The organism is Pseudomonas sp. FP2254 (genome assembly GCF_030687695.1).
Lineage (GTDB): Bacteria > Pseudomonadota > Gammaproteobacteria > Pseudomonadales > Pseudomonadaceae > Aquipseudomonas > Aquipseudomonas quebecensis.
Genome location: NZ_CP117444.1, coordinates 1,353,523 through 1,375,820 on the forward strand (window position 1 = coordinate 1,353,523; position 22,298 = coordinate 1,375,820).

The window sequence follows — 22,298 nt, forward strand, 5'->3', positions numbered from 1 at the left end:
AAGTACATAAGTACATAAGTACATAAGTACGTAGGTACGTAAGTACGTAAGCGCAAAGGTACAAAGGTACAAAAGGGCATTGTAGTGAATCGACGAAATAACGAAATAACGAAATAACGAAATAACGAAATAACGAAATAACGAAATAACGAACTAAAGGGGTTATGAGTTTATGAGGTTGTGAAGTGACGAAATGACGGAATGACGGAATGACGGAACGACGAGGTGGCGAAGTGACCATAACGAAATAGCGAGTGAGTAATGCTTCATTAAAATCACATGAGGGTGGATCCTTCCAGGTTGCTCGTTTTGAGCAAAACCCCAGAATTTTAGCAGCTAAAATTTCCTCGAACCGTATTGCTGCTGCGGCAGCCTATTTCCCGCGTAGCTATGCCCCAAGGACATACGAATGCTTCATCGTGCGCTAGGTATCCGAAAGCCTTGAAGCTGCATCTTTCGGCGCAGTGTTACTGTGAGTCGCTGAGGACCTGACCTCTACGTGATCGTGTTGCCATTTCAAACCCCTTTCGCCAAACGAGCTGTAAGGTCTAGCGCCTTCGCGCGCAGTACCGTGCAAAACAAATCTGCTGCCGCTGAACTCGGTCTATGTTCGGGCCGTATCAATATGACTGAATAGGGGACGCTAACGCCCAGACGTCGAATCGACAGCCCGTTGTGCGCTGCTTCCAGGCCACTCAATGGGTTGATAATCGCCACTCCCAGCCCTTGTTTGACCATGGCACATACCGATGCCGCGCTGGTCGTCTCGATGACCGTGCGCCTGTTTACCCCCGCAGCTCTGAAGTGCTGATCCAACCGTTGCCGGTAGGTATCCAGGCTCGCTAGATTGATGAAATTCACCTCGTGAAAGTCGCTCAACTCTAGTTGTGGCTTGTTCAACAAGGGGTGTAGATTCGGTAACACGCAAACCAAGCTAGAGCTAAATAGAAGCTCTCCCTGAGCACCTCGTGGCACTTGCTCGACTTCAGTCAAGCCAAGGTCATGCTGTTGTGCCAACAGTGACTCTTCCAGCAATGGCGACTCCTGTGCAGTGATGCTCACGCTGACTCCCGGGTGGCTCTGATGAAACTGCTGACACACCTCGGGGAGCAAGGTGTGAGAGAACAGCGGCAGGGAAGTGATAGCCAGCCTGCCATGTTCAAAGTTGCGGATTGCTTGGGCGAATCGATCAATGCGCTCCAGGCCGACGTAGGCCCGCTCGACTTCCTTGATCAGCAGTAACGCCTGCGCTGTCGGCAGCAGGCGTCCCCCCTCACGGTCAAAAAGGCGCAACCCAACAACCTGCTCCAATCGAGCCAGTTCACGGCTAATAGTCGGCTGTGAGGTGAACAGCAGTCGCGCAGCATTGGTAACGCTGCCGGCCGCCATGATGGCTCGGAATATTTCGATGTGGCGCAGCGATAGCTTCATGGTAAGACCTAGAAAGAAAAAAGCTGGGTATATCAGATATGAATAGAATAAAGACAAAAAGCTATTTTTATCATGCTTTCACCCGGTTCATGCTGGTCGCATTCTTGTAACGAGGCACGCTCATGAATGCTAATGCACCTTTTGAATTGTTAGCCGCTGCGGTCCGCCGTCATGGTTCACCACTTTGGGCGTATGACGCTCGGACGATTATTGATCGAATTGAAAAACTGCACGGCTTCGATACGGTGCGCTACGCCCAGAAAGCCAATTCCAATCTGCATATTCTTCGCTTGATGCGTGAGCGGGGGCTAGTTCTCGATGCGGTTTCTTGGGGGGAGGTGGAACGTGCCCTCGCGGCGGGAGCGGCGGTGGATGGCGATCCCGCTGGTGTTGTGCTGACATGTGACCTTCTGGATCAAACGACCTTGGCCCGCGTAATCGAGTCAAAGATCGAGGTCAATGTAGGCTCGATCGATATGCTTCACCAGTTGGGGGAACGGTCGCCAGGGCATCGGGTTTGGCTCCGTATTAATCCCGGATTCGGCCATGGCCACAGCCGCAAGACCAACACGGGCGGCGAAAATAGCAAGCATGGTATCTGGCATGCACAACTGGAAGAGGCACTCGACTGCATTAGCACTTGGGGGCTGCACCTGGTAGGTGTCCATATGCACATTGGCTCGGGCGTGGATTACCCCCACCTGGCGCAGGTAGCTAGGTCGATGACTGACCTCATCGCTCGGCTGGACCGGGATATAGAGGCCTTCTCCATTGGTGGAGGTTTGGCTACACCCTACACAAATACCGACAAACCCGTCGACATCAATCAGTATGCCGGGATTTGGGATACTGCCCGGAAAAAAATTGAGGAAATTCTTGGGCATGCTGTACGCATGGAGATCGAACCGGGACGCTTTCTGTTGGCTGAATCGGGTTACCTCGTGACCGAGGTTCGCGCTGTGAAGCAGGCAGGCCGAAATACGTTTATTCTGGTCGATGCCGGCTTCAATGACTTAATGCGTCCGGCCTTGTATGGCTCGTATCATCATATGACTTTGCTCGACGTTGATGGCCTACCAGTGTCTCGTCCTCTGCAACCCACCCTGGTGGCCGGCCCACTCTGTGAGGCTGGTGATGTGTTCACCCAGAATGAACACGTGATGGCTCCCCAGGACTTGCCCCATGCAAGAGTCGGCGACTTGTTGGTGATTCATGATACGGGCGCCTATGGTGCTTCCATGTCTTCGAACTACAACAGTCGCCCCCTGTTGCCGGAGTTCCTGATCGAGAACCAAAGCTACCGCATGATAAGGCGGCGGCAGACCGTCCAGGAACTCTTGAATCTAGAGTTGTGACAATGAAGCGGCCACTCCATCTCGGATAGGTGCTCGCTTCACGCCCTTATGAAACTAGCCAATGCTAGTGATGTCGACATCAGATCCAGATGTTATTCACCGCAGTTCGCTCGCTTCCTTCATGACTGGTATTCAAAAAAACTTACGGCTCGTAGTGACCTTCAAGCTTCAGATGTCTCAAATGCGCGCAGCTACGACGCGAAGCCGTTCATCAAGATGGGCGGTAAGCGTCCGGCGAACACATCCCCTTGACGCTGAAATGGAGCCATCGCCTCCATTGAGCCGAGGCAGTAGTGGTTATGCGGATTCTGTTCTCTATAATGACTGACCGGCCATGTTTAGGGTGCTTGTTATGCCAGCCTCCGCTGATCAAAACTCCGCTGTCGTTTTATGCGCAGCTTCCACTAACGACCTGGAAGATCTGGTAGCCATCAGGATTGAGGCCATGCGCGAGAGCCTTGAACGGCTTGGACGATTTAATCCAGATCGTGCGCGCGAACGATTTCTTGGTGGGTTCGACGCTAACAGCACACGCCGCATAGAAGTATCAGGTGATCTGGTCGGTTTTGTCGTTATCAAAGACCATCAGAGCGAGCTTCTGCTTGACCACTTGTATGTGATACCCAGTGCTCAAGGAGCAGGAATCGGCTCTGAAGTTCTTACTCAGATTTTCAGAGAGGCTGATCAAATCGGGCGTCCCATTAAGGTTGGTGCTCTCAAAGAAAGCGCTTCAAATCGTTTTTACACTCGCCATGGCTTCGTGTTTGTCGAAAGCGGTGAATTCGATAATTATTACGTCCGGATTAACGGCAATGCCGTTAATTTGGGCGACTAGGCAGATCTTGATACGGTGCCCCGTCAGAGGTTGCACCGTTAGATGGGCATCCACCTGTGCGGCAGTAGGTCGGTGATCGCATTCGCTCGCTGCATCGGCAACCGCGTCAGCACATCTTTGAGATAGGCATACGGATCATGCCCATTCATACGCGCTGACTGGATCAAGCTCATGATCGTGATGAGCTTGATCGGGGCGTTGGTGCCGGCAGCTGGTAAGCGTCTGGGGAATACACCTGTCCCAAAACCCGGTCTTGGTGCGTTCACCGGCGATGGAAAGGTACAATCTATCTCTTATATTTCGCTGAGACGGATTTCATGCATTTATACATCGTGCGGCATGGTGAAACCTGGGCTAATGCCGAACATCGATACCTTGGATCTCTTGATCCAGAGCTTACCGCGCTGGGCCGCCAGCAAGCTCAAACGCTTTGCGAGCAATTGCCCGCAAGCCTTGATGTACTTGTCGTTTCTCCACGCCTCAGGGCGGTACAAACCGCGAGTATTCTGAACGAACGCCTCAAGCTCTCGCCTGAAATAATGGACTGTTTCAGAGAGCGGGATGTCGGCGTTTTCGAGGGGCTGACCCAAGGCGATGCCAAGAAGCGCTATCCGCAACTCTGGTCGCAGAACATTACTCGACTTTGGGATGCTGGGCCGACCGATGGTGAGTCGATCTCTGACGTTGTGAAACGAGTGCGAGACGGTTTAGCTGAGCTGGAATCGAAATACCCCTCCAAAACTGTTTTGCTTGTAGCACACGGCTTCGTTGCAAAAGTAGTCAGAGCACTGGCCATAGGAGACTTTTCAGACTTCTACGAATGGCAGCTTTCAAACGGTAACATGCTGTTTTTGCAAAGCTTCAATATACCTACACAAGATCTTGAAACTCTGAGGCGCTCTCTACCCATAGCGTGATGTGGGCTGCTGCCAGTTTTGCGGCAGCAACTCCTTAATCTCACTTGCCCGCTGCGTCGGTAGACGAGCCAGCACGTCCTTCAAATACGCATACGGATCATGACTATTCATACGCGCCGACTGGATCAGGCTCATGATTGCCGCCGCCCGCTTGCCGCTACGCAGCGACCCGGCAAACAACCAGTTCGACCGCCCAAGCGCCCATGGCCGGATCAAGTTCTCGATCTGGTTGTTGTCGATGGGCACAGCACCGTCTTCCAGATAGCGCGTCAGCGCTACCCAGCGTTTGAGGCTGTAATCCAGAGCGTTGGCCGTGGCCGAACCCTCAGGCACAAGTCCACGCTGGGCCAACATCCACTCATGCAGCTTTTCAGCGATGGGTACGGCTGTTTCCTGGCGTAATCGCCAACGATCTTCGTCGCTCATTTCCTTGGCGTGTCGCTCGACTTCGTACAGCCCGCCAATCGAGTGAAGCGCCTGCTCCGCCAATTGGCTTTTATTGGCTACATGCAAGTCAAAGAACTTGCGGCGTGCATGGGCCATGCAGCCGATCTCGGTGATGCCCAGCTCAAAGCTGGCCTTGTAGCCGGCAAAGTCATCACAGACGAGCTTGCCGTTCCAGGTGCCCAAGAAGTTACGCGCATGTTCGCCAGCACGGCTGGGGCTGAAGTCGTAGACAACAGCCTTTAAGGCCGAGAACGGCGCAGTGCTGCAGTCCCAGACATAAGCGCGGTGGGTTTTCTTCTCGCCGGGCGCCAGCATTTGTACCGGCGTTTCATCGGCGTGGACGACGCGCTGGGCCAGCACTGCTTCTCGCAACGCATCGACCAGCGGCTGAAGCTGCACGCCGGTTTGGCCCACCCAGTGCGCCAGTGTCGAGCGCGGGATGGCCAGGCCGGCGCGGCCGAAGATCTTTTCCTGTCGATACAGCGGCAGGTGGTCGGCGAACTTGGCCACCATCACGTGTGCCAGCAGGCCGGCAGTGGGGATGCCCTTGTCGATCACCTGCGGCGGTACCGGCGCCTGGATCAGTGTTTCGCACTTCCGGCAGGCCCATTTCCCACGCACGTGGTGTTCGACGGTGGCAAACCACACCGCTAAGCGTCTGCAATCGCAGACCGGGGGTGTGGTCAACATTACCGACCCGGTTAAGCGCGACTGGGTGCTGCGTAATACGGACGTGGCGGAGGTGTGGGGCGTTGGCCTTAAGATGAAGCTTCACCTCGATGCGATGGGCATTAAGTCTGCAATGAATTTGGCTAAGGCCGACCCATGGACGCTCCGCAAGAAGTTCAGCGTTGTGATCGAGAAGACGGCCAGGGAGCTGGGCGGCACGCCTTGCTTGGAGCTGGACGAGCCGGATCCGCCAAAGCAGGAGATTTGTTGCAGTCGCATGTTCGGCCAGCGACTGACGGAACTGCCGCCTATCAAGGAGGCGGTGGCCACCTACATGATGCGAGCTTCTGAGAAGCTTCGCGCCCAGAACTCGCTGTGCAAGAAGGTTCGCGTTTGTATCCGCGCCGGGATGTTCAATCCTGGGGAGGCGAAATACGCCAATGGTGTAGTGGTAGACATGCCTTACCCCACTGACGACGTTCGCCTGCTGACCCAGGCGGCGGTGGGAGCACTTGATCGTATATTTCGATCTGGCTTCAAATATAGCAAGGCCGAGGTAATGCTGATCGACCTATGCCAGCCAGGCGAGTACACCGATGATCTGTTCGCTAAATCACAGTCGGTAGAGGCAACTCGGGTGATGACTATTCTGGACCAAATCAACGAACGGTGGGGTAGGGGGACACTGCGATCAGCCAGCGTGCCCGTCAACCCTGAATGGGGTATGCGGCGTGAGATGATGAGCCAGAGCTATACAACCGGGCTTGATCAGCTTTGGTCGGTTGTCTGCGATTAGTCTCAGTTTTCGGAAATCCCTGATCTAGGATTTGTCTGAATCGTGTGATCTACACAGCCCCATCATTGGAGCTGGCTTGTAGTGGCACGGCCACTTGTGTAGGCGCTACAGGTCGCGGTTGGGGGAAAATTGAGGTCCGGCGACCATGCGGGTCGTCTACGGTAATTCCCCACCTCCTTTGGCCGTTTTCTGCGCAATTATATTGCATAGCCTTGATGCGTTTGGAGTATCGCTGAACAATCGAGTCGTAATTTGGATGGGTGTGGACGTTGTTGAAAGTACCATCACAAACAATGCGGCCAGCGATAGGGTAAAGGATAGTTGAACAGATCAAGTCCGCAATTTGCAGACAGGCGTGGTTGTCGCTGATACCGAAGACTGCGGCTTCCTCAATAGAGGGGTAGGCATCTCCTCCTTTACCCAGCTTGTGCTTTTGAGTAAAGATTGAGTGAGCCACATACCGGTTGCGCGCAGGGTCACGAAAATCCGCGATGATCATGCCACGGGATTCTTGGTCAATTAGAAAATGCTGGAACCGCTTCGCAATGTTTTGAGCGGTGATGGTGTAGACAGACCGGTCATCGAGAGCTTGACCGTACTTCTTGACCCAAACCCGCGCTACTAGCTTGATGCCGTGAGCTTTGCATATGCTCAGAACGCCATCGATAAATTTGAAGTGATGCTCGATCCGTGGATTGGTCACAGGGTATCGTCTTACATCGCTCCTCAAGTCCGACCCTTTAATCTCTTTGAGTAGCACGTTAAGGGCGTGCCGCTCATCTTTGAAGAGCTTGGGATAGAACCGGCGTTTGAGGCTTATGAACTCATCGGTGATTCTGCTGATGCGTTGCGCATCCACAAAAAGCCCCGCAACGATCAACATAGGCTGCTTATCGTCTATGTTGCTTTGGACGGGTTGTGAATCGCCGGACTCGTCGATATAGCAGATATGCATTCACAACCCCCAGAAATAGAACAGCCACCTTAAAGGTGGCTGTGGTCTGCATGCGCAGTATGTTGCATCGGACTTAACCGACACTTTGGTCAACCGTTCGACGGCTGTGCGCGTATATTGAGCACAGCAAATCACCTTGTCAACCCTTGTAGATGCTTGTAAATCAGAACTGGATAGGCGGCCGACTAACAACCTTCAACCCAGGCTAGCGGTGTTTCGGGGTACGACTACGATCAACATCGGACAGATCTTCCTGTCGAGCCTTGCCCACCGAGAATGGGGCAAAGATGGGGCAACCTGTACGCCAATCTATGCCAACCAATGCCACTTATGCGTTTATGCATCCTGATGCAATCTCTCATCGCAGCCAGCAATTACGGGCCTATCGCCTGAAATCCCTCGCATACTCCTACACAATCGGGGTGTGGGAGGACAGGTCGGACGTGTTTTTACTCATTGGGTAGTATGCAAATTCGTTGAAAGTGATGGGGCAAAGGGGGCGCTTGGCCCAGCATTTTTTGCGATGGGCGCAAGGTTAACACGCGAGGTCGGCCCTTCGCAGGTCGCAAACGGCCGGGTAAAACACAAACTCGGCGCTACGGGTTATCTGCCCTTTATGCATAAAATATGCAAAATAGCATTTGCCAACGTTAAAAACTCCGTTCACTATCCCGGTTATGCAAAAACGCAACGTTTCTATCGTACTAAGAGAGCTGCTGGACCGCGACCGGATCTCCCCCACGGAGCTTCACCGGCGCACCGGCGTGCCTCAATCCACGCTGTCCCGGATCCTCAGCGGCAAGATCGTCGATCCGTCGGACAAGCATATCTCCCGCATTGCCGAATACTTCGGCGTGAGCACCGACCAACTGCGCGGGCGCATGTCGGTGGGCGCGGCGCGGGACGAAGGGCGCGACCCGATGCATTCGGAACTCAAGGACATAAGCCTGTGGGACGACGACACCCCTATCAATGACGATGAGGTGTCGATCCCCTTTCTGCGCGAGGTTGAATTGGCTGCTGGATCAGGAAGATTCGTCATCGAGGAAAGCGAGAAGGCCAGCCTGCGCTTTGGAAAGCGCAGCCTGCGGCACAATGGCGTGCAGTTCGACCAGGCCAAGTGCGTGACGGTGCGGGGCAACAGTATGTTGCCGGTGCTGCGCGATGGCGCGACTGTCGGGGTGAATGCCGGTAAGAGCGGCATTGGCGACATCGTTGATGGTGACTTGTATGCCATCAATCACAATGGTCAGTTGCGTGTGAAGCAGCTCTACCGCCTGCCTTCCGGCATTCGTCTGCGCAGTTTCAATCGTGACGAACATCCGGACGAGGACTATAGCTTCCAGGACATCCAGGACGAGCAGATCAGTATCCTCGGCCATGTGTTCTGGTGGGGCATGTACGCTCGTTAACCCAGTTCAATAGGACAAAACCCGCCAAGCTGCGGGTTTTTTTTCGCCTGCAAAAAGCTGGCAACCCCTTGAACACCCACGCAAAAATGCATTTGAGCATATTTTGGGCAAAAATAAATGCATTTACGCATTGACTGTATATGCATGCATGCATATTCTGTGTCTCAAGCCAGCCGACAAGGCCTGGTGGAGGCGGCAAGGATGCTGCCAAGGAAGACAAGGAAGACACGCAACACTGGCAAGGACGCCATCCGAGCGATGGCAGGGAGGCCAGGCAACACCGGCAAGGATGCCGACGCTCTTTAGTGGCACCGCTTTACAAGAACAGGCAGCGATGAACCGGCCTTAACGGTTCAGAGGGTTGGCAACTGACCCGGGTGTGCAGCGTAAAGCACCAGAAGCAGTTATCCGGCAGACAGGGATCGTGGTCGGAAAAACATTGAGGAAAGAACCGTACCGCGCCAGTAGCGCCGAACGTTCGAGGACAGCATTACTGAAAAGCCCGGGCGACCGGGCTTTTTGGAATGCCTACCTATAAATGGATTTACCCGGAAAACCGGCGTTCAGCCGGCATTGCTCAGCCAGGAGGCGTGACATGACAAACGAGCAGCAAGCGTTAGCGGAAATGCCTATCTGGCTGGTGATCGCACTGGCCCTGATCGGCGGAGTGTCCGGCGAAATGTGGCGCGCCGACAAAGAGGGTGCCCGCGGCTGGTCGTTGATTCGACGTCTGGCCTTGAGGTCCGGAGCGTGCATGGTCTGTGGGGTTTCAGCCCTGATGCTGTGTTATGCCGCCGGTATGTCGATCTGGACCGCCGGCGCCATCGGATGCCTCACCGCTATGGCGGGGGCCGACGTGGCTATTGGTCTTTACGAGCGTTGGGCGGCCAAACGAATTGGGGTCAACGAGACGCCTACTTCACGCCCGGATCAGCAGTAATCGCTGCAAGGAAGCAACGACATGACACTTATCGAAAAACCTTCCCAGTTGCCTGCCGCGATCGCAGCGGTATTGAAGCCGGTGTTCCCGCACTTGAGGGTGGGCAATCACCGGGACTTTGCGGGCGCTGCGGATACAAGCGGCATCCTGATCAACGTGGAGCGCAACGGCTCCGGCACTCGCACCCTTGAAGGTCGCAAGGCACATGCCTTGCTGGTCTCGCTCACGGCCACCATCACCAACGCTTCGGCGCCTTTCGATACCTGTGACCTGGCCAGTCAACTGATGGACCTGGCCCTGGACAACCGCTGGGGCTTGCCGCCCGAGCATTGCGACCTGCCCATGTCCATCGTTGCAGCGCCCTCGATATCCGTCAGTAGCGAAACGGACTACGACACCTGGACGGTTTCCTTTACCCAAAACCTCTACCTCGGCCCGTCGTTGCTCGACGATCCCACGGGCATACCGCTGGTTGCCCGCACCTGGGAAGTCTCGAATATCGACGACCCCGATCAATACCGCCCACTGCAGGAGTAGTCCATGTTCGAAGCACTGCTACGCATGCAGCTGGGGCCGATCATCGAACGGCTGGCGGAAATGGAAACCCAGCTCGAGGACCTGTACCGCCGCGCCGACAGCTTCTGCCGCATCGGCACATGCCAGCAAGTCGACGCCGCCAGTCATACCTGCAAGGTCAGCCACGGCGATCTGCTCACCCCGGCCATTCGTTTTTTCAATCCCAGTGCCGGTGCGCAGACGGAAACCCGCATTCCTTCAGTGGGCGAACAGTGCCTGCTGCTTAACTACGGCAGCGGGGAAGGCGGCGCGCAGTCCGTAGCCCTGTTCGGCCTGAACAGTAGTCTGTTTCCACCGGTCTCCAGCCTTGCAACCTTGACCCGTCGCCAGCATCAGGACGGTACTCAAAGCGAATACGACGACGCCAGTCACGTATTCAATTGGCGTAATGGTCCCACCACCGTCACAGGCTCTCGTGAGCAAGTGATCGTAAACGTCGGCGCCGCCAACCTGGTGATGATGGCCGACAGCATCACTCTGCAACTCGGCGCTGCCGGTCTGCGATTGGATGCCGGCGGCGTGCATTTAAGCGGCCCGGTGGTGGATCACCAGGGCCGCGTGATCAGCAGCGCATAAGGATTTGCCATGATCGGAATCGATAGGAATACCGGGGCAGCCGTCGATGACTGGCTGCAGTTTGTGCAGCGTGCCACCCGAGCGCTGACTACCCCCGTGGGCAGTCGCCAGAAACGTCCGTTGTACGGCTCGCTGATCCCGCAGTTGCTCGGCCGGAACCTGGGCGACGACCTGCTGATCCTCGCCCAGAGCCACGCGGCCCAGGCGTTCTACAACACCCAGAACGGCATCGCCGACTTTCAACCCGACGTCATCGTCGCCACGCGGCAAGGCGCCGGCCTGTTGCTGCGCTTTGCCGGCACCTGGAAAAACCGTCAACAAACCTTCGAGGTCGTGACATGAGTATGTTGATCCCAGGCCAGAACCAACTGGCGGAGCCGGCCCTTATCGCCGTGGATGCGTTCGAACCCTTGCTGGCGGAGTTCAAAGCGTTCGTCATCGACTACGTTGCCAGCCGTGCGCCGCAGAGCGCGGCCAAGCTCAAGGTCAGCCTGGACAATGAAAGCGAACTGCTGACCCTGGCCCTGGAAGCGTTCTGCGTGCGCCTGCAAACCCATGAACGCAAATACAACGCCCGCATCAAGCAGATGCTGGCCTGGTGGGCCAACGGCAGCAACCTGGATGCACGCCTGGCCGACATGGGGCTGGAGCGCCAGGTGCTCGACCCCGGCGACCCGGCGGCATTCCCGCCCGTGCCGCCGACCCTGGAAAGTGACGACGATGCCCGCCTGCGCTATTACCTGGCGCCCCATGCGCCGGCGGCGGGTTCGCGGATGCAGTACCGCCGCGAGGTCTTCACCCTGGGCGAGCGGCCGTCGGTGAAGGTGCAAAGCGCTACACCAGGGCTGGTCACAGTCAGCTACACCTTTGATCCGGACGGCTATGCAGCCCAGGTCAAGGACGGCAATGGACGACGCACCGCTCCAGGCGAAGTGATGGTCACCGTGCTGTCCCGAGAGGGTGATGGCACTGCTTCCGCCGATTTGCTTGACGGTGTACGACGACATTTCGCACGGCCGGATGTGCGGCCGGAAACCGACCTGGTCAGCGTGCAGAGTGCGCAGATCCTTCCCTACAAGATCCGCGTAGTGGCCAGGATCAACGCCGGTCCGGACTCCGGCTTGACCCAGGTCGCGGCGCAACGTCTGCTGCAAACATATGCGGAATCCTGCCATCGCCTTGAAGGACGCGTCGACCCCAGCTGGATCGACTACGCCATTCACAGCGCCGGCGCGGCGCAATTGCAGATTCTCGAACCCCTGGAGCCTATCGTCACCACGGCCTTCCAGGCCCCTTACTGCACCGGTGTCGAGGTGGAGGTACGCACGCTATGAGTGACATCACCGCGAGCCTGTTGCCGGCCAATAGCTCACCGTTGGAGAAGGCGTTGGACGTAGGCTTCGGCACATTGCTCGACCGCGTTATACCGCCGTTTCCCGCCTTAATGAACCCGCTGCTGACGCCCGTCGAGTTTCTTCCCTACCTGGCGGCCGACCGCGGTGTCAGCGAATGGGATGCACACGCTACCGAAACAGAGAAGCGCCTGACCGTGGGCCTGTCCTGGCAGATTCAGCGTCAGGCGGGCACACCCAAGGCGTTGAGCCATGCGGTGGAGTCACTGGGTTTTACTCCCAACATCAGCGCTTGGTACCAGCAGCGGCCTTTGGGTGTGCCCTACACGTTCGACGTGCAGGCCATTATTGGGCGCAGCTGGTCCAGTGGCGACCATAACCGGTTGATCCGGCGTATCAACGCTGCCAAGAGCGAGCGGGATCAGGCGACGATCACCATCGTGCATGAAACCGCAGGTCAGCTTGCGTTTGCGCAAGTCCTCGAGGCCCCCTTAAGCGACGGGGAGTTCTCGCTCAGCGGCGCATTGCCTGAATTGGCGCTGGTTGCTGGGCTAAACAGTGCAGGCGTCGCCCGGCACTACACCATTAACGACTACGACCTCAGGGCGCAGCCATGACAGATGACATTACGCGCCTGGTGCGCTTCACCTCCAAGGGATTGGATGAAGTGCTGCAGGCAAAGAACCAGGGTTTGAAAGGTGAAATAACCCACATTGGCGCCGGCACCGGGCGCTACAACCCGGACGGCAGCGAAGTGGCCTTGCGCGACGAACGCCAGCGGGTCGCCATCGTGGATTATGAAGACCTGGGCAACCACCAACTCAGGATGGCCGCGCTGTTTGATGGCGACGGTGAATATGAAATTGGCGAGTTTGGTTTTTATCTCGCCAGTGGGACGTTGTTGGCGGTGTATTCCGTCGCCGGGAAGTTGCTGACGTATAAAGCGGCGGCGGCTCGGGTACTGCAGAAGTTTACGCTGGATGTTTCGCCGTTGCCGGGGGATAGCTTGGTGATTGTGGTGGGGAGTGAAAATCTGAATGTGTTGTTGATCGATGAGTTGGCAGCGTTGTCCGCAGCCAGTGTAGACAACATGGCCAGAGGGGTAGGGCTCATGTTTCGAGTAATGAAACTCGAAAGTGTTGGCGGCGGCATCTAGTTTTGTCGGCTTTCTAAATTGAGAAACTGTCTGGTCATTGTAAAAGATAAGGAGATCATATTTTGAGTACAGAACAACAACTGGCCGCCGTGGTCAGTGCAGCGAATAACCTTACCCAAGTTATCACCGGAAAGGTCGGAGAGATTGATAAAGCGATTGCTGAGGCACGACGTGCCTATGAAGCGCAATTGTTGGATCTTAAAAATCGCTTGCCAAGGCTGGCGGTGACTAAAAATTTCAATTTGTACCCCAGCGCCGACGGGAAATTGATTGATAACTGGGGTATTCATGGTGAAGTAACTTGCAACAAACTTCGTTCGATAACTGCTACCTCTCAAGCCACGGGACGCCCGCAGGCGGATGTGGACTTCATGTTGCAGGTACAGGCGGACGTGCGTGAACAGTTTCCTGAATTTGATATTAGGGCCAGTGAGTACTGGCGAACTATCGTCAACGTGTGGCAGTTGAAATGGGCAACCGCCGGTGTGAGTCCGTGGCTGGCTTTCCCCTACACCGTAGATACGGCGCTTGCAAATGGGACTGGCGCGGTGCCGCTTAACTCTTACATTACATTGGGGGCTTTTGTCCGAGTTGTAGAGGGGGCAATTGCTGGTGCTTGGAGCACAGGGGTAGAAAAAGGCAAATGGCGCTGGTGCTCTGCGGTTGTAGCACCCACCGAGCTCTTCGGTGCTTATTATCATCTGCACCCAATGCGCAACTCCGCATCCGGGGTTGTCGAGGTGATGCTGGCAGGTGCATGTACGGGTGTTGTTACTAGTCCAGGTGACTGGGGAACTATGTTGGCGTTGAATTAAGGAGAAATTATGAAACCGATTTTTGTACCTGCTGAACTTCATCCGCTAATCAAGTGGCAGGTAATTCGTAGTGCTCGCGACCAGGATCTGGCTGCCAGTGATTATGCGGCTATGCCAGATTATCCAATGGAGGAGTCAAACAAGGCTGCGTTTTTAACCTATCGTCAGGGCCTGCGAGATATCCCGGACCAAGGCAGCGACCCGGACGCGGTCGAGTGGCCATCTAAACCTCCCTTTCTCAAATAACCTCACCGCGAAAGCGGTTTTTTTTCGCCTCCCCAAAGCCCCTCGCCGCAGGGGCTTTGGCGTTCTACACCCGGAGAATTCCACTCATGTCTGACCGCCAAACCTACACCGTCCTCATCCCATTCCCCACCGGCAAGGGCCATTGGTCCACCGTCGGCGAGGAGCTCGAACTGTTGGACGTCGAAGCATCCGCCCTGCGCACCGCCGGCCGTCTGGAACTGACCAGCGTCCTCAACTCCACCCCCAAGAAGGCTGAATAACCATGGCTGAGGTTCTTAACTTCGAGCACAACGGCATCACCGTGAATGCCACCGAATCCCCCGAGGCCATGGGTGGCCTGGGTGACAACGTGATCGGTCTGGTCGGCACCGCGCCGAACGCCCATGCGTCGATTCCGAAAAACGCACCGTTTCGCATCAATAGCTTCACCACCCAGGCGCTGCTGGACCCCACCGGGGCCGAGTCGGGCACGCTGTTCCACGCCGTCTACCAGATTCTCAAAGTCGTAAAGGTGCCGGTCTACGTGGTGATTGTGGAGGAGGGCGCGACGCCCGCTGACACCCTCAACAAAGTGATCGGCGGCAACGAGCCGGTGACCGGCCGCAAACTGGGCCTGGCCGCCCTGAGCAGCGTCCCCGAAGACTTGACCATCATCGGCGCTCCAGGCTTCACCGGCACCAAGGCCGTGGCCGGCGAGTTCGCCGCGTTCGGCAAGCGCGTCAAGGCACGTGTCGTGCTCGATGGCAAAGATGCCAGCGTCGCCGACCAAGTGGCCTACAGCGGCGAACTGGGCGGCGCCGACCTGGGTTTCGACCGTTGCCTGCTGGTGCACAACATGCCGTCGGTGTACTCCAAGGCGGCGAAGAAAAACGTGTTCCTGTCGCCGTCGTCCCTGGCCATCGCTGCGCTTGCTAAGGTCAAACAGTGGGAAAGCCCTGGTAATCAGGTGACGTTCGCCGAGGACGTTTCCCGCGTCGTCGAGTACAACATCCTCGATACCTCCACCGAAGGCGACCTGCTCAATCGCTATGGCGTCAGCTACTACGCCCGCACCATCCTTGGCGGTTTTTCGTTGCTGGGTAACCGTTCCATCACCGGTAAGTTCATCAGCTATGTGGGCCTGGAAGATGCCATCAGCCGCAAGCTGGTCAAGGCCGGCCAGAAAGCCATGGCCAAGAACCTCACCAAGTCCTTCATGGACCAGGAGGTCAAGCGCATCAACGATTGGCTGCAAACCCTGGTCGTCGACGAAACCATTCCCGGCGGCAGCGTGTACCTGCACCCGGAGTTGAACAGCGTCGAGAAGTACAAGAACGGCACCTGGTTCATCGTCATCGACTACGGCCGCTACGCGCCAAACGAACACATGATTTATCAACTCAACGCCCGCGATGAAATCATCGAGCAGTTCCTGGAGGACGTTCTCTAATGTTTACCAACCGAGTCAGACAGGCCATTGCGGCCACCCTCCAAGGCCTGCCGTTGTCCGCGACCGTGGAAGAGTTCAACCCGCCGAAGATCGAGTTCGAGATGGAACCCATGTCCGGCGGCCGCTTTATTGCCGAGGAAATGGCCAAGAGCGGCAAGGTGCTCGGCGCCACGCTGGTGCTGCAAGGCGCCGGCCCGGAAATCATGCTGGCCCTGGGCGTGCGCATGGGCGACGACATCCTGCTGAACGTGCGTGAGGCCGGCCAGGACCAGGACGGCAAAACGTATTTCACTTACCACACCGTCGGCGGCAAGCTCAAATCACTCGATGAAGCGAAGCTGAAAATGGGCGACAAAGCCCTGACCACGCTGGAGTTGTCCTGCCGCACCTACACCCGACTGGAGAATGGCATCCCGGTGATTGATATCGACGTGCGCACCCAGAAATTCGTGCTCAACGGTGTCGATATTCTGGGCGATGCCCGCCGCGCCGTGCTGATGCCTTAAACCCCTTGGGGCGAGCACGCTCGCCCCTTGTTTGAACAAGGAATTGCCTCATGGCCTGGATGCCACCGCTGCATCACCTGCTGTCTCCGATCACCGCCGACACCGGTGCAACGATCGAGCAGGTGCAACTCAAACCGCTGTACTACGCCGCGCAAAAAGATGCGCTGGCCCGGGCCGGTGACGACGAGGACGACCAGTTCTTTGAACTGGCGAAACTCGCCACCGGCCTGTCGGAAAAAGAGCTGGATCAGCTGAAACGCCCGGACTACGTAAGCATCGCTCAATACGTGCACGATATGTCGACACGCCCGGCGTCGTTTTTCCTGAATGCCCACGAGGCGCCGCCTTACGACCAGCCCGTGCAACTGCTATTGCCCCTGGAAGCAGCCGGCCGAACCCTGACCGAACTGCCTCTGGAGATGCCGGCTCTGCGCGCCACCAAGGTGATGAAAAAGCTCGCCACCAATAAAGAGCGCGCCGAGTTTATTACCGCCCATTGCACAGGGTTGATGATCCCTGACCTGTCGGGGTTGACCGTGCCCGACTGGACCGAGCTGCAGGAGCGGATCGACGATTTTTTAAATCAACCGGCGGACTTCTTTCGGAACGCGACATCGAGGTAATCCTCGACGTGGTGCCGCTGATCTACTCGGTCAACGAGGCGGAGATCCTCGACTGGGACGCCGGAAAAGCATTGCGCCGCTACGACATTGCGATCACTCGCCTTGGCGTTAAACAGGAGTAAGCGGGATGCAGGACAAGTATTCGCTCGCGTATGCCGTGGTCAAGGATGGCCAGGGTGTATTTCGCCACGCAGACGGCGCGCAGGGTGCCGACAGTGTTAACCCAGGCCCTCTGGCGTCTGGAAGTCACGCAGAGGCGGCGCCGTTGTTTTCGATGAGTCTGGCGCTGACCAACGCCGGCGTGCAACTCAACGGTCTTTCGCTGGCCCTGGGGTTACTGCGTGACAGTGTGGACGCGCTGCAAACCTCCTTGTCGCAGCTTAAGGCGGTGGACAGTGAGGCGTCTAAAATCGGCAAGGGGACCGAACAAAAGGCAACGACTGAAGTTAAGTCGAGTACATCGAAAGACCAGCATCTGGTCCGTGAGACCATGACGCTGCTCGACGTAAAGGCCCTCGATCCCGTTGCCGCTTTTCAACAATCGTTCGCTGCGCCGGCCGTCAAGGAAAAAACAATAGCGCAACTGCGGGAGTCGTCGGCAAAGAGTGAGGAGCGCCTCTCCACGACGCTTAAACCCGCACCGGTACTCTGGGAAGACGTGTGGCTGCGAACCAAGACCGCTGTGACCGACAAAGCCAACGTCTGGGCCGGCGAGTCGCCAGCCGCCGCCACCACTGTCAAAACCGCGGAGGCCGTGGTTCTGCCGATGTTTTCACCGGTGGTTACCGGCTTTTTCTCGGGCATGGGAGACACGATCAAAAGCCGGGTGACAGGCAACGTGCTCGATCTGACGCTGGGCAAACTGCCTGGCGGGCTTGGCAAACTGTTCAAAAGCGATGGCTTCAAAAAGAGCCAACCATGCTGCTGCGCCACCGCGACCCAAGCCCCGGTGAGTAGCCGCCGCCCTGGTCGCAGAGGCCCGTCCGCCGGCAAAAAGCCTACCTCCAAGCCTAAGTCCCAGAAAAACCGCAAAGCGCAGAGCACGCCGAAGAAACAGGGCCCTCAGAAGAAACCGGCATCTGGGGCGCGGTCGCCTGCCGCAAGGCTTGCACCCCTGAAAGGTCGCGGCGCGATGTCGATGCTGCGTGGTTTGCCTGAGCGCCTGATGCAACCGTTTTTCCCGGCTCAGTCCACAGGTTTCCATGCCGTTGCCCCGGTGCAGGGCCTGCAGCCGCGCGACGCGCAGGTCAATAGCCGAACGAGCCACGCCGACCTGCGCCAACCGCTCCCAGCCAGAGCCCCTGGGCTGATTGAAACCCTGGAACGTGGCGGCGTGCCTCTGCCTGCCGACGCGCGCGCAACTGCCCAGCCGCACACGCAGAACTCCAGTCACGAGCGTTCAACCGTACCTGGGGTGACTCACGCGCCCAAAATACCGGCCTCCGAGCTGACCGGAGTGATGAGTAAGCTGGAGTCCGCCGGCGCCCGCCGTCTCGGGCCGCTGAAGTACGTCGACGCCGCCATTGACGTGGTCCAGGGCGTGCGCAATGGCGACGCGAAGGCTGTCGGCGCCGGTCTCAGCACCGCCGGTGGCGCCTGGGCCGGGGCTTCCGCCGGCGCGGCGATCGGCACCTTGATTTTTCCCGGAGTCGGCACCGCGGTCGGCGGCGCCATTGGCGGCTTGCTGGGCAGCGAAGCGGGCAGTTGGATCGGTGACAAACTGTTCGGTTCGAGTGATCGCCTGCCCGCGCCGAATACGTTGAGCGAGGAACTCAACAGTGCTCGCACCGATAACGTCCAGGTCACGATCTCACCGAGTATCCAGATCACTGGCGTCAACCCCGCCGAGGCCCAGCAGGTCGTCAACCAGGTGATGCAAGCCCTGCAGTTTCAATGCATGCCCATGGTCACCGATTCCCTGGGCATTCGACGCAACGCGGCACTGACCGATACAGGAGGTGATTGATGCGACAACAGATGGTACTGGGCGATTTTATTTTTGGCCTGTCCCGTGGCTTCGCCTACGCCTCGCTCATCCATAGCAGTTACGGCGGCTGGAGCAACCTGGAAATCATTGCCAGCAAGCCGCAGTCAAGGCAGAACGGCCAGCAACTGGAAAAGCTCTCGTTCAGCGGCATGGCGATGTACGCCGTGGGCATGCAGCGCCTGGACGAATTGCGCGCGTTGCAGGATGCGCGGGCGCCATTGCCCCTGGTCGATGGCATTGGCCGTAACTGGGGCTTGTGGCGTATCAATTCGTTGGTGGAAACCCAAAGCAACGTGATCGATGACGGCACCGCCATGGTCGTGGCCTGGACCCTTGAATTGGAGGAATTCGTCAATGCGTAGAGTGCGAAGTATTGCCGGCGATTCGGTCAACCTGTTGCTTTACCGCGAGTTGGGGCGCTGCGACGACGCAGCCGAAGAAACCCTCTGGCGCTTGAACCCCGAGTTGGCCGAGCATGGCCCGGTGTTGCCGGCCGGCGTGTGGGTGGTGGTGCCGGAGATGCCCGCGCGGCCGACGGTGTCGCAACCTGTTTCAGCGTGGGATTGAGGAGGCTGCATGGCACAGGGATTCACCCCGATCGTCGAGTTCTACGGCGCCAATGCGGCGCTGCTCAATCAACGCTTGATGCACTGGAGCCACACCGACGCCGCCGGTATCAAAGCCGACAGGCTCGAACTGACACTGAACATCGAGGGCCTGGAAGGGTTGCCGAGCCTGAGCGGCAAGATCGGCCTGCGGGTCGGCTATCAGGAGTCGGGATTGGTGGAAAAAGGCCAGTTTGTCATCATGCAGCGCACTCCCGTGCTGTTTCCGATGCGCCTGCTGATCGTCGCTACCGCCGCACCTTTCAGCGCGGCGGACCCCAGCCATTACCGACAGCGCCGCTCCGCCAGTTACGGGCCCACCACCCTGGGCGCGCTGTTTCGCCAGGTCATCGGTCGACATGGCTATTCACCCCGCGTCGCGCCGGCACTGGAAAGCATTCCGATCCCCCATATCGATCAATCCAACGAAAGCGACATGGCATTTATCACGCGCCTGGCCAGTCGCTACAGCGCCGTCACCAAACCGATCAACGAACTGTACGTGCTGGCGGAAGCCGGCAAGGTCCATTCGCTCTCGGGCCAGCTGCTGCCGGAGGTGACGCTATCCGTGACCCAAGACAACCGCCCCGGCGACCGGGCATTCATCACCGCCAAGCTCGACGAGCAGTCGCGCTCCAAATATATGGGCTGCCGCGTGACTTGGTGGGATGCCGTGGGGGCTAAGCAGCATGTCGTGGAGTTGGGCATCGCGCCGTTCAAAAACCTGCGCCAACGCTGCCAGAACGAAGCCGAAGCCCGTGCCGTGGCCGAAGCCGAACTGCGACGCGTGGGCCGGGAAGATTTGAAACTGCAGATCGAGTGCCCTGGCAACCCGCTGCTCGCCGCCGAAGGGTTGCTGCGCCTGGATGAAAGCTGGCCCTCGTATATGCAAGGGCGCTGGTCGATTATCCAGGTTACCCATGTGGGCGACCCGGTGACGGGGTATCGCAGTTCGATTGTGGCGGGTGGGTTGTCGATCTAGACCTTTTGCAGAGTAGAAACCATGCTGATTACGCTTCCCCAGCTTGTCCACGTCATGCCAACGGCCCGCCTCACAGCGGGTCTTTTTTTGCCTGCCATAAATGCGGCGATGGCCCGGCACTCGATTACCAGCCCCCAGCGCATCGCTGCGTTCCTCGCCCAGATCGGTCACGAATCCGGCGAACTGCAGTACCTGCGCGAACTGGGCAGTGATCGCTACCTGAGCAAATATGACACCGGACCCCTTGCCGCCAGACTGGGCAATACCCCTGAAGCGGATGGCGACGGCCAGCAGTACCGGGGCAGGGGGCTGATACAGATCACCGGGCGTCGCAATTACCTGGCGTGCAGTCGGGCGCTGTTCGGTGACGAACGGTTATTGGCCCAGCCTCAACTGCTGGAACAACCCCAATGGGCATGTGAATCCGCCGCCTGGTTCTGGCAGAGCAATGGCCTGAACGAGTTGGCCGACAAGGACCAGTTCACCACCATTACTCGACGTATCAATGGCGGCCTCAATGGCCTGGATCATCGTATGCAGCTATGGGCGAGGGCGAAGGCGGTGTTATGCGCTTCCTAGCGTCCTACCGCTTGCTCGGTTATTTCCTGCTGCTGGTGATGGCGGCGGGATTGACCTGGCAGGTTCAGGCCTGGCGATATGACGCACAGCTTGAGCGGTTGTCGGCCGTGCACGCGCAGGCGCTCGATCAACAAACCCGGCAGGCGTTGCACCAGCAGCAGGCCGAACAAGACAGGCGCCTGGCTCTTGAGCAACAGCTCAATGCCAGCGACCGACAGCATGCTCAGGAGTTAAGCGATGCCCAACGTCATCAAGCGGTTTTGCGTGATCGCCTGGCCACTGCTGATGTGCGGTTGTCAGTCCTTCTCGACGCCACCGAACCCGCCAACGGCAGCTCGGTGCCAGCCCCCGCCCCCGCCGGCGGCGTGGTTCATGCAGCCCCTCGAGCCCGACTTGACCCGGCGCATGCTCAACGAATTATCGCCATCACCGATGACGGCGATAACGCCGTGATTGCCTTGCGTGCGTGCCAGGCGTATGTGCACGCCGTCGCGCGTTAGCATCCTGATGCAGCCTGTCGCTTGCGTGTGCGATTTGCTCCTGTAGGGTAGGCGAACGCCCGCTCATTCCCGGAGACGACCGTGAACGAAATCACTCAACTTGCCGCTGAACTGGGGCGCCGACTCCAGGTGCTCAATGCTCATGTCACCACTGCCGAGTCCTGTACCGGTGGCGGTATTGCCGAGGCTATCACTCGGATTCCCGGCAGTTCGGCGTGGTTCGAAGCAGGTTACGTCACCTATTCCAACCGGCAGAAGACTCGACAGTTGAATGTACCGGAGGGCTTGTTCAACAACGTGGGCGCTGTCAGCCAGGAGGTGGTGGAGGCGATGGTGCGTGGCGCGCAGGAGAAAAGTCTGGCGCGGTTCGCCGTGGCGGTCAGCGGCGTGGCAGGGCCGGATGGTGGTTCGCCGGAAAAACCGGTGGGCACGGTGTGGCTGGCGTTCGGCGTGGGGGAGGCGGTCACGGCACAGCGCGAACACTTCTCCGGCAACCGTGACGAAGTCCGTCGACAAACGGTAAAAGCTGCGCTGGAGGGCTTGTTGCGACGAGCTGCACTAGAAATAGAAAATCAGGGGTAGGCGATCTCCGATCTTTGTGGAACAATA

At 57.8% G+C, this 22,298-nt stretch carries 26 protein-coding genes and 3 pseudogenes; 25 read left to right on the top strand and 4 right to left on the bottom strand.

Translation table 11 applies throughout. The annotated features are described in order from the left end of the window. Positions 1–516: 516 nt before the first annotated feature. Positions 517–1,431 (bottom strand): LysR family transcriptional regulator, encoded by a 915-nt coding sequence (locus tag PSH94_RS06150; RefSeq protein ID WP_305436870.1) that lies wholly within the window; start codon positions 1,429–1,431, stop codon positions 517–519. Positions 1,432–1,553: 122 nt separating this feature from the next. On the opposite strand from PSH94_RS06150, the gene lysA reads away from it, so the two are divergent. Further along, complete coding sequence (gene lysA / locus PSH94_RS06155; RefSeq protein ID WP_305436872.1) at positions 1,554–2,786, top strand: diaminopimelate decarboxylase; 1,233 nt, start codon at positions 1,554–1,556, stop codon at positions 2,784–2,786. Positions 2,787–3,138: 352 nt separating this feature from the next. Then, the gene (locus PSH94_RS06160; RefSeq protein ID WP_305436873.1) at positions 3,139–3,621 is read left to right on the top strand and encodes a GNAT family N-acetyltransferase; all 483 of its coding nucleotides are present in this window, start codon (positions 3,139–3,141) and stop codon (positions 3,619–3,621) included. A gap of 38 nt (positions 3,622–3,659) precedes the next feature. On the opposite strand, the pseudogene PSH94_RS06165 reads toward PSH94_RS06160, so the two are convergent. After that, positions 3,660–3,797, bottom strand: a pseudogene (locus PSH94_RS06165) (transposase domain-containing protein); the annotation flags it as partial. Positions 3,798–3,938: 141 nt separating this feature from the next. Here PSH94_RS06165 and PSH94_RS06170 point away from each other — a divergent pair. Further along, entirely contained in the window at positions 3,939–4,538 is a 600-nt protein-coding gene (locus PSH94_RS06170; RefSeq protein ID WP_102863185.1) for a histidine phosphatase family protein, read from the top strand. On the opposite strand, the pseudogene PSH94_RS06175 reads toward PSH94_RS06170, so the two are convergent. Beyond that, positions 4,524–5,621 (bottom strand): annotated as a pseudogene (locus PSH94_RS06175) (IS66 family transposase); the annotation flags it as partial. The gene PSH94_RS06170 and the pseudogene PSH94_RS06175 sit on opposite strands and share 15 nt — an antisense overlap. On the opposite strand from PSH94_RS06175, the pseudogene PSH94_RS06180 reads away from it, so the two are divergent. Then, positions 5,620–6,450 (top strand): annotated as a pseudogene (locus PSH94_RS06180) (DUF4113 domain-containing protein); the annotation flags it as partial. The pseudogenes PSH94_RS06175 and PSH94_RS06180 overlap by 2 nt on opposite strands. A gap of 49 nt (positions 6,451–6,499) precedes the next feature. Here the strand turns inward: PSH94_RS06180 and PSH94_RS06185 are convergent. Further along, positions 6,500–7,405: a DUF3800 domain-containing protein gene (locus tag PSH94_RS06185; protein WP_305436876.1), complete on the bottom strand. Its 906-nt coding sequence runs from the start codon at positions 7,403–7,405 to the stop codon at positions 6,500–6,502. A gap of 677 nt (positions 7,406–8,082) precedes the next feature. Between PSH94_RS06185 and PSH94_RS06190 the strand changes: the two genes are divergently transcribed. From PSH94_RS06190 to PSH94_RS06290, 21 genes are all read left to right on the top strand, one after another. Further along, positions 8,083–8,817, top strand: a complete 735-nt coding sequence (locus tag PSH94_RS06190; RefSeq protein ID WP_181080545.1) for an XRE family transcriptional regulator — start codon at positions 8,083–8,085, stop codon at positions 8,815–8,817. A 595-nt stretch (positions 8,818–9,412) separates the two neighbouring features. After that, on the top strand, positions 9,413–9,757 hold the full coding sequence (locus PSH94_RS06195; protein WP_181080546.1) for a phage holin family protein: 345 nt from the start codon (positions 9,413–9,415) through the stop codon (positions 9,755–9,757). Between the two features lie 21 nt (positions 9,758–9,778). Continuing rightward, a complete protein-coding gene (locus tag PSH94_RS06200) occupies positions 9,779–10,294 on the top strand; it encodes a hypothetical protein (protein WP_181080547.1) in 516 nt (171 codons plus the stop codon). Positions 10,295–10,297: 3 nt separating this feature from the next. Then, on the top strand, positions 10,298–10,909 hold the full coding sequence (locus PSH94_RS06205) for a phage baseplate assembly protein V (protein WP_266248159.1): 612 nt from the start codon (positions 10,298–10,300) through the stop codon (positions 10,907–10,909). 9 nt (positions 10,910–10,918) lie between these two features. Beyond that, on the top strand, positions 10,919–11,251 hold the full coding sequence (locus tag PSH94_RS06210; protein ID WP_181080549.1) for a phage baseplate protein: 333 nt from the start codon (positions 10,919–10,921) through the stop codon (positions 11,249–11,251). Beyond that, complete coding sequence (locus PSH94_RS06215; RefSeq protein ID WP_253510778.1) at positions 11,248–12,243, top strand: baseplate J/gp47 family protein; 996 nt, start codon at positions 11,248–11,250, stop codon at positions 12,241–12,243. The genes PSH94_RS06210 and PSH94_RS06215 overlap by 4 nt, the downstream gene beginning before the upstream one ends. After that, positions 12,240–12,878: a phage tail protein I gene (locus PSH94_RS06220; RefSeq protein ID WP_181080551.1), complete on the top strand. Its 639-nt coding sequence runs from the start codon at positions 12,240–12,242 to the stop codon at positions 12,876–12,878. Before PSH94_RS06215 ends, PSH94_RS06220 begins: the two co-directional genes overlap by 4 nt. After that, on the top strand, positions 12,875–13,417 hold the full coding sequence (locus PSH94_RS06225; protein WP_266248160.1) for a hypothetical protein: 543 nt from the start codon (positions 12,875–12,877) through the stop codon (positions 13,415–13,417). Before PSH94_RS06220 ends, PSH94_RS06225 begins: the two co-directional genes overlap by 4 nt. A gap of 62 nt (positions 13,418–13,479) precedes the next feature. Beyond that, positions 13,480–14,232 carry a hypothetical protein gene (locus tag PSH94_RS06230; protein ID WP_266248161.1) on the top strand — a complete coding sequence of 251 codons (753 nt, stop codon included), beginning with the start codon at positions 13,480–13,482 and terminating at the stop codon, positions 14,230–14,232. A gap of 9 nt (positions 14,233–14,241) precedes the next feature. Beyond that, on the top strand, positions 14,242–14,478 hold the full coding sequence (locus tag PSH94_RS06235; protein WP_266248162.1) for a tail fiber assembly protein: 237 nt from the start codon (positions 14,242–14,244) through the stop codon (positions 14,476–14,478). Positions 14,479–14,564: 86 nt separating this feature from the next. Then, a complete protein-coding gene (locus PSH94_RS06240) occupies positions 14,565–14,738 on the top strand; it encodes a hypothetical protein (protein ID WP_181080555.1) in 174 nt (57 codons plus the stop codon). A 2-nt stretch (positions 14,739–14,740) separates the two neighbouring features. Further along, on the top strand, positions 14,741–15,907 hold the full coding sequence (locus PSH94_RS06245; protein ID WP_305436879.1) for a phage tail protein: 1,167 nt from the start codon (positions 14,741–14,743) through the stop codon (positions 15,905–15,907). Further along, the gene (locus PSH94_RS06250) at positions 15,907–16,413 is read left to right on the top strand and encodes a phage major tail tube protein (protein ID WP_305436881.1); all 507 of its coding nucleotides are present in this window, start codon (positions 15,907–15,909) and stop codon (positions 16,411–16,413) included. The genes PSH94_RS06245 and PSH94_RS06250 overlap by 1 nt, the downstream gene beginning before the upstream one ends. A 50-nt stretch (positions 16,414–16,463) precedes the next feature. After that, positions 16,464–17,036: a phage tail assembly protein gene (locus PSH94_RS06255; protein ID WP_266248165.1), complete on the top strand. Its 573-nt coding sequence runs from the start codon at positions 16,464–16,466 to the stop codon at positions 17,034–17,036. Positions 17,037–17,163: 127 nt separating this feature from the next. Next, positions 17,164–19,002: a phage tail tape measure protein gene (locus PSH94_RS06260; RefSeq protein ID WP_305436882.1), complete on the top strand. Its 1,839-nt coding sequence runs from the start codon at positions 17,164–17,166 to the stop codon at positions 19,000–19,002. Continuing rightward, a complete protein-coding gene (locus PSH94_RS06265; RefSeq protein WP_253510800.1) occupies positions 19,002–19,385 on the top strand; it encodes a phage tail protein in 384 nt (127 codons plus the stop codon). The genes PSH94_RS06260 and PSH94_RS06265 overlap by 1 nt, the downstream gene beginning before the upstream one ends. After that, positions 19,378–19,590 carry a tail protein X gene (locus PSH94_RS06270; protein ID WP_181080561.1) on the top strand — a complete coding sequence of 71 codons (213 nt, stop codon included), beginning with the start codon at positions 19,378–19,380 and terminating at the stop codon, positions 19,588–19,590. Before PSH94_RS06265 ends, PSH94_RS06270 begins: the two co-directional genes overlap by 8 nt. 9 nt (positions 19,591–19,599) lie before the next feature. After that, positions 19,600–20,610: a contractile injection system protein, VgrG/Pvc8 family gene (locus tag PSH94_RS06275; RefSeq protein WP_305436883.1), complete on the top strand. Its 1,011-nt coding sequence runs from the start codon at positions 19,600–19,602 to the stop codon at positions 20,608–20,610. 21 nt (positions 20,611–20,631) lie between these two features. After that, positions 20,632–21,189 (top strand): glycoside hydrolase family 19 protein, encoded by a 558-nt coding sequence (locus PSH94_RS06280; RefSeq protein WP_305436885.1) that lies wholly within the window; start codon positions 20,632–20,634, stop codon positions 21,187–21,189. Next, positions 21,177–21,689: a lysis system i-spanin subunit Rz gene (locus PSH94_RS06285; protein ID WP_181080564.1), complete on the top strand. Its 513-nt coding sequence runs from the start codon at positions 21,177–21,179 to the stop codon at positions 21,687–21,689. The genes PSH94_RS06280 and PSH94_RS06285 overlap by 13 nt, the downstream gene beginning before the upstream one ends. Before the next feature lie 81 nt (positions 21,690–21,770). Continuing rightward, entirely contained in the window at positions 21,771–22,271 is a 501-nt protein-coding gene (locus tag PSH94_RS06290) for a CinA family protein (RefSeq protein ID WP_253510814.1), read from the top strand. The last annotated feature ends 27 nt before the right edge of the window (positions 22,272–22,298 follow it).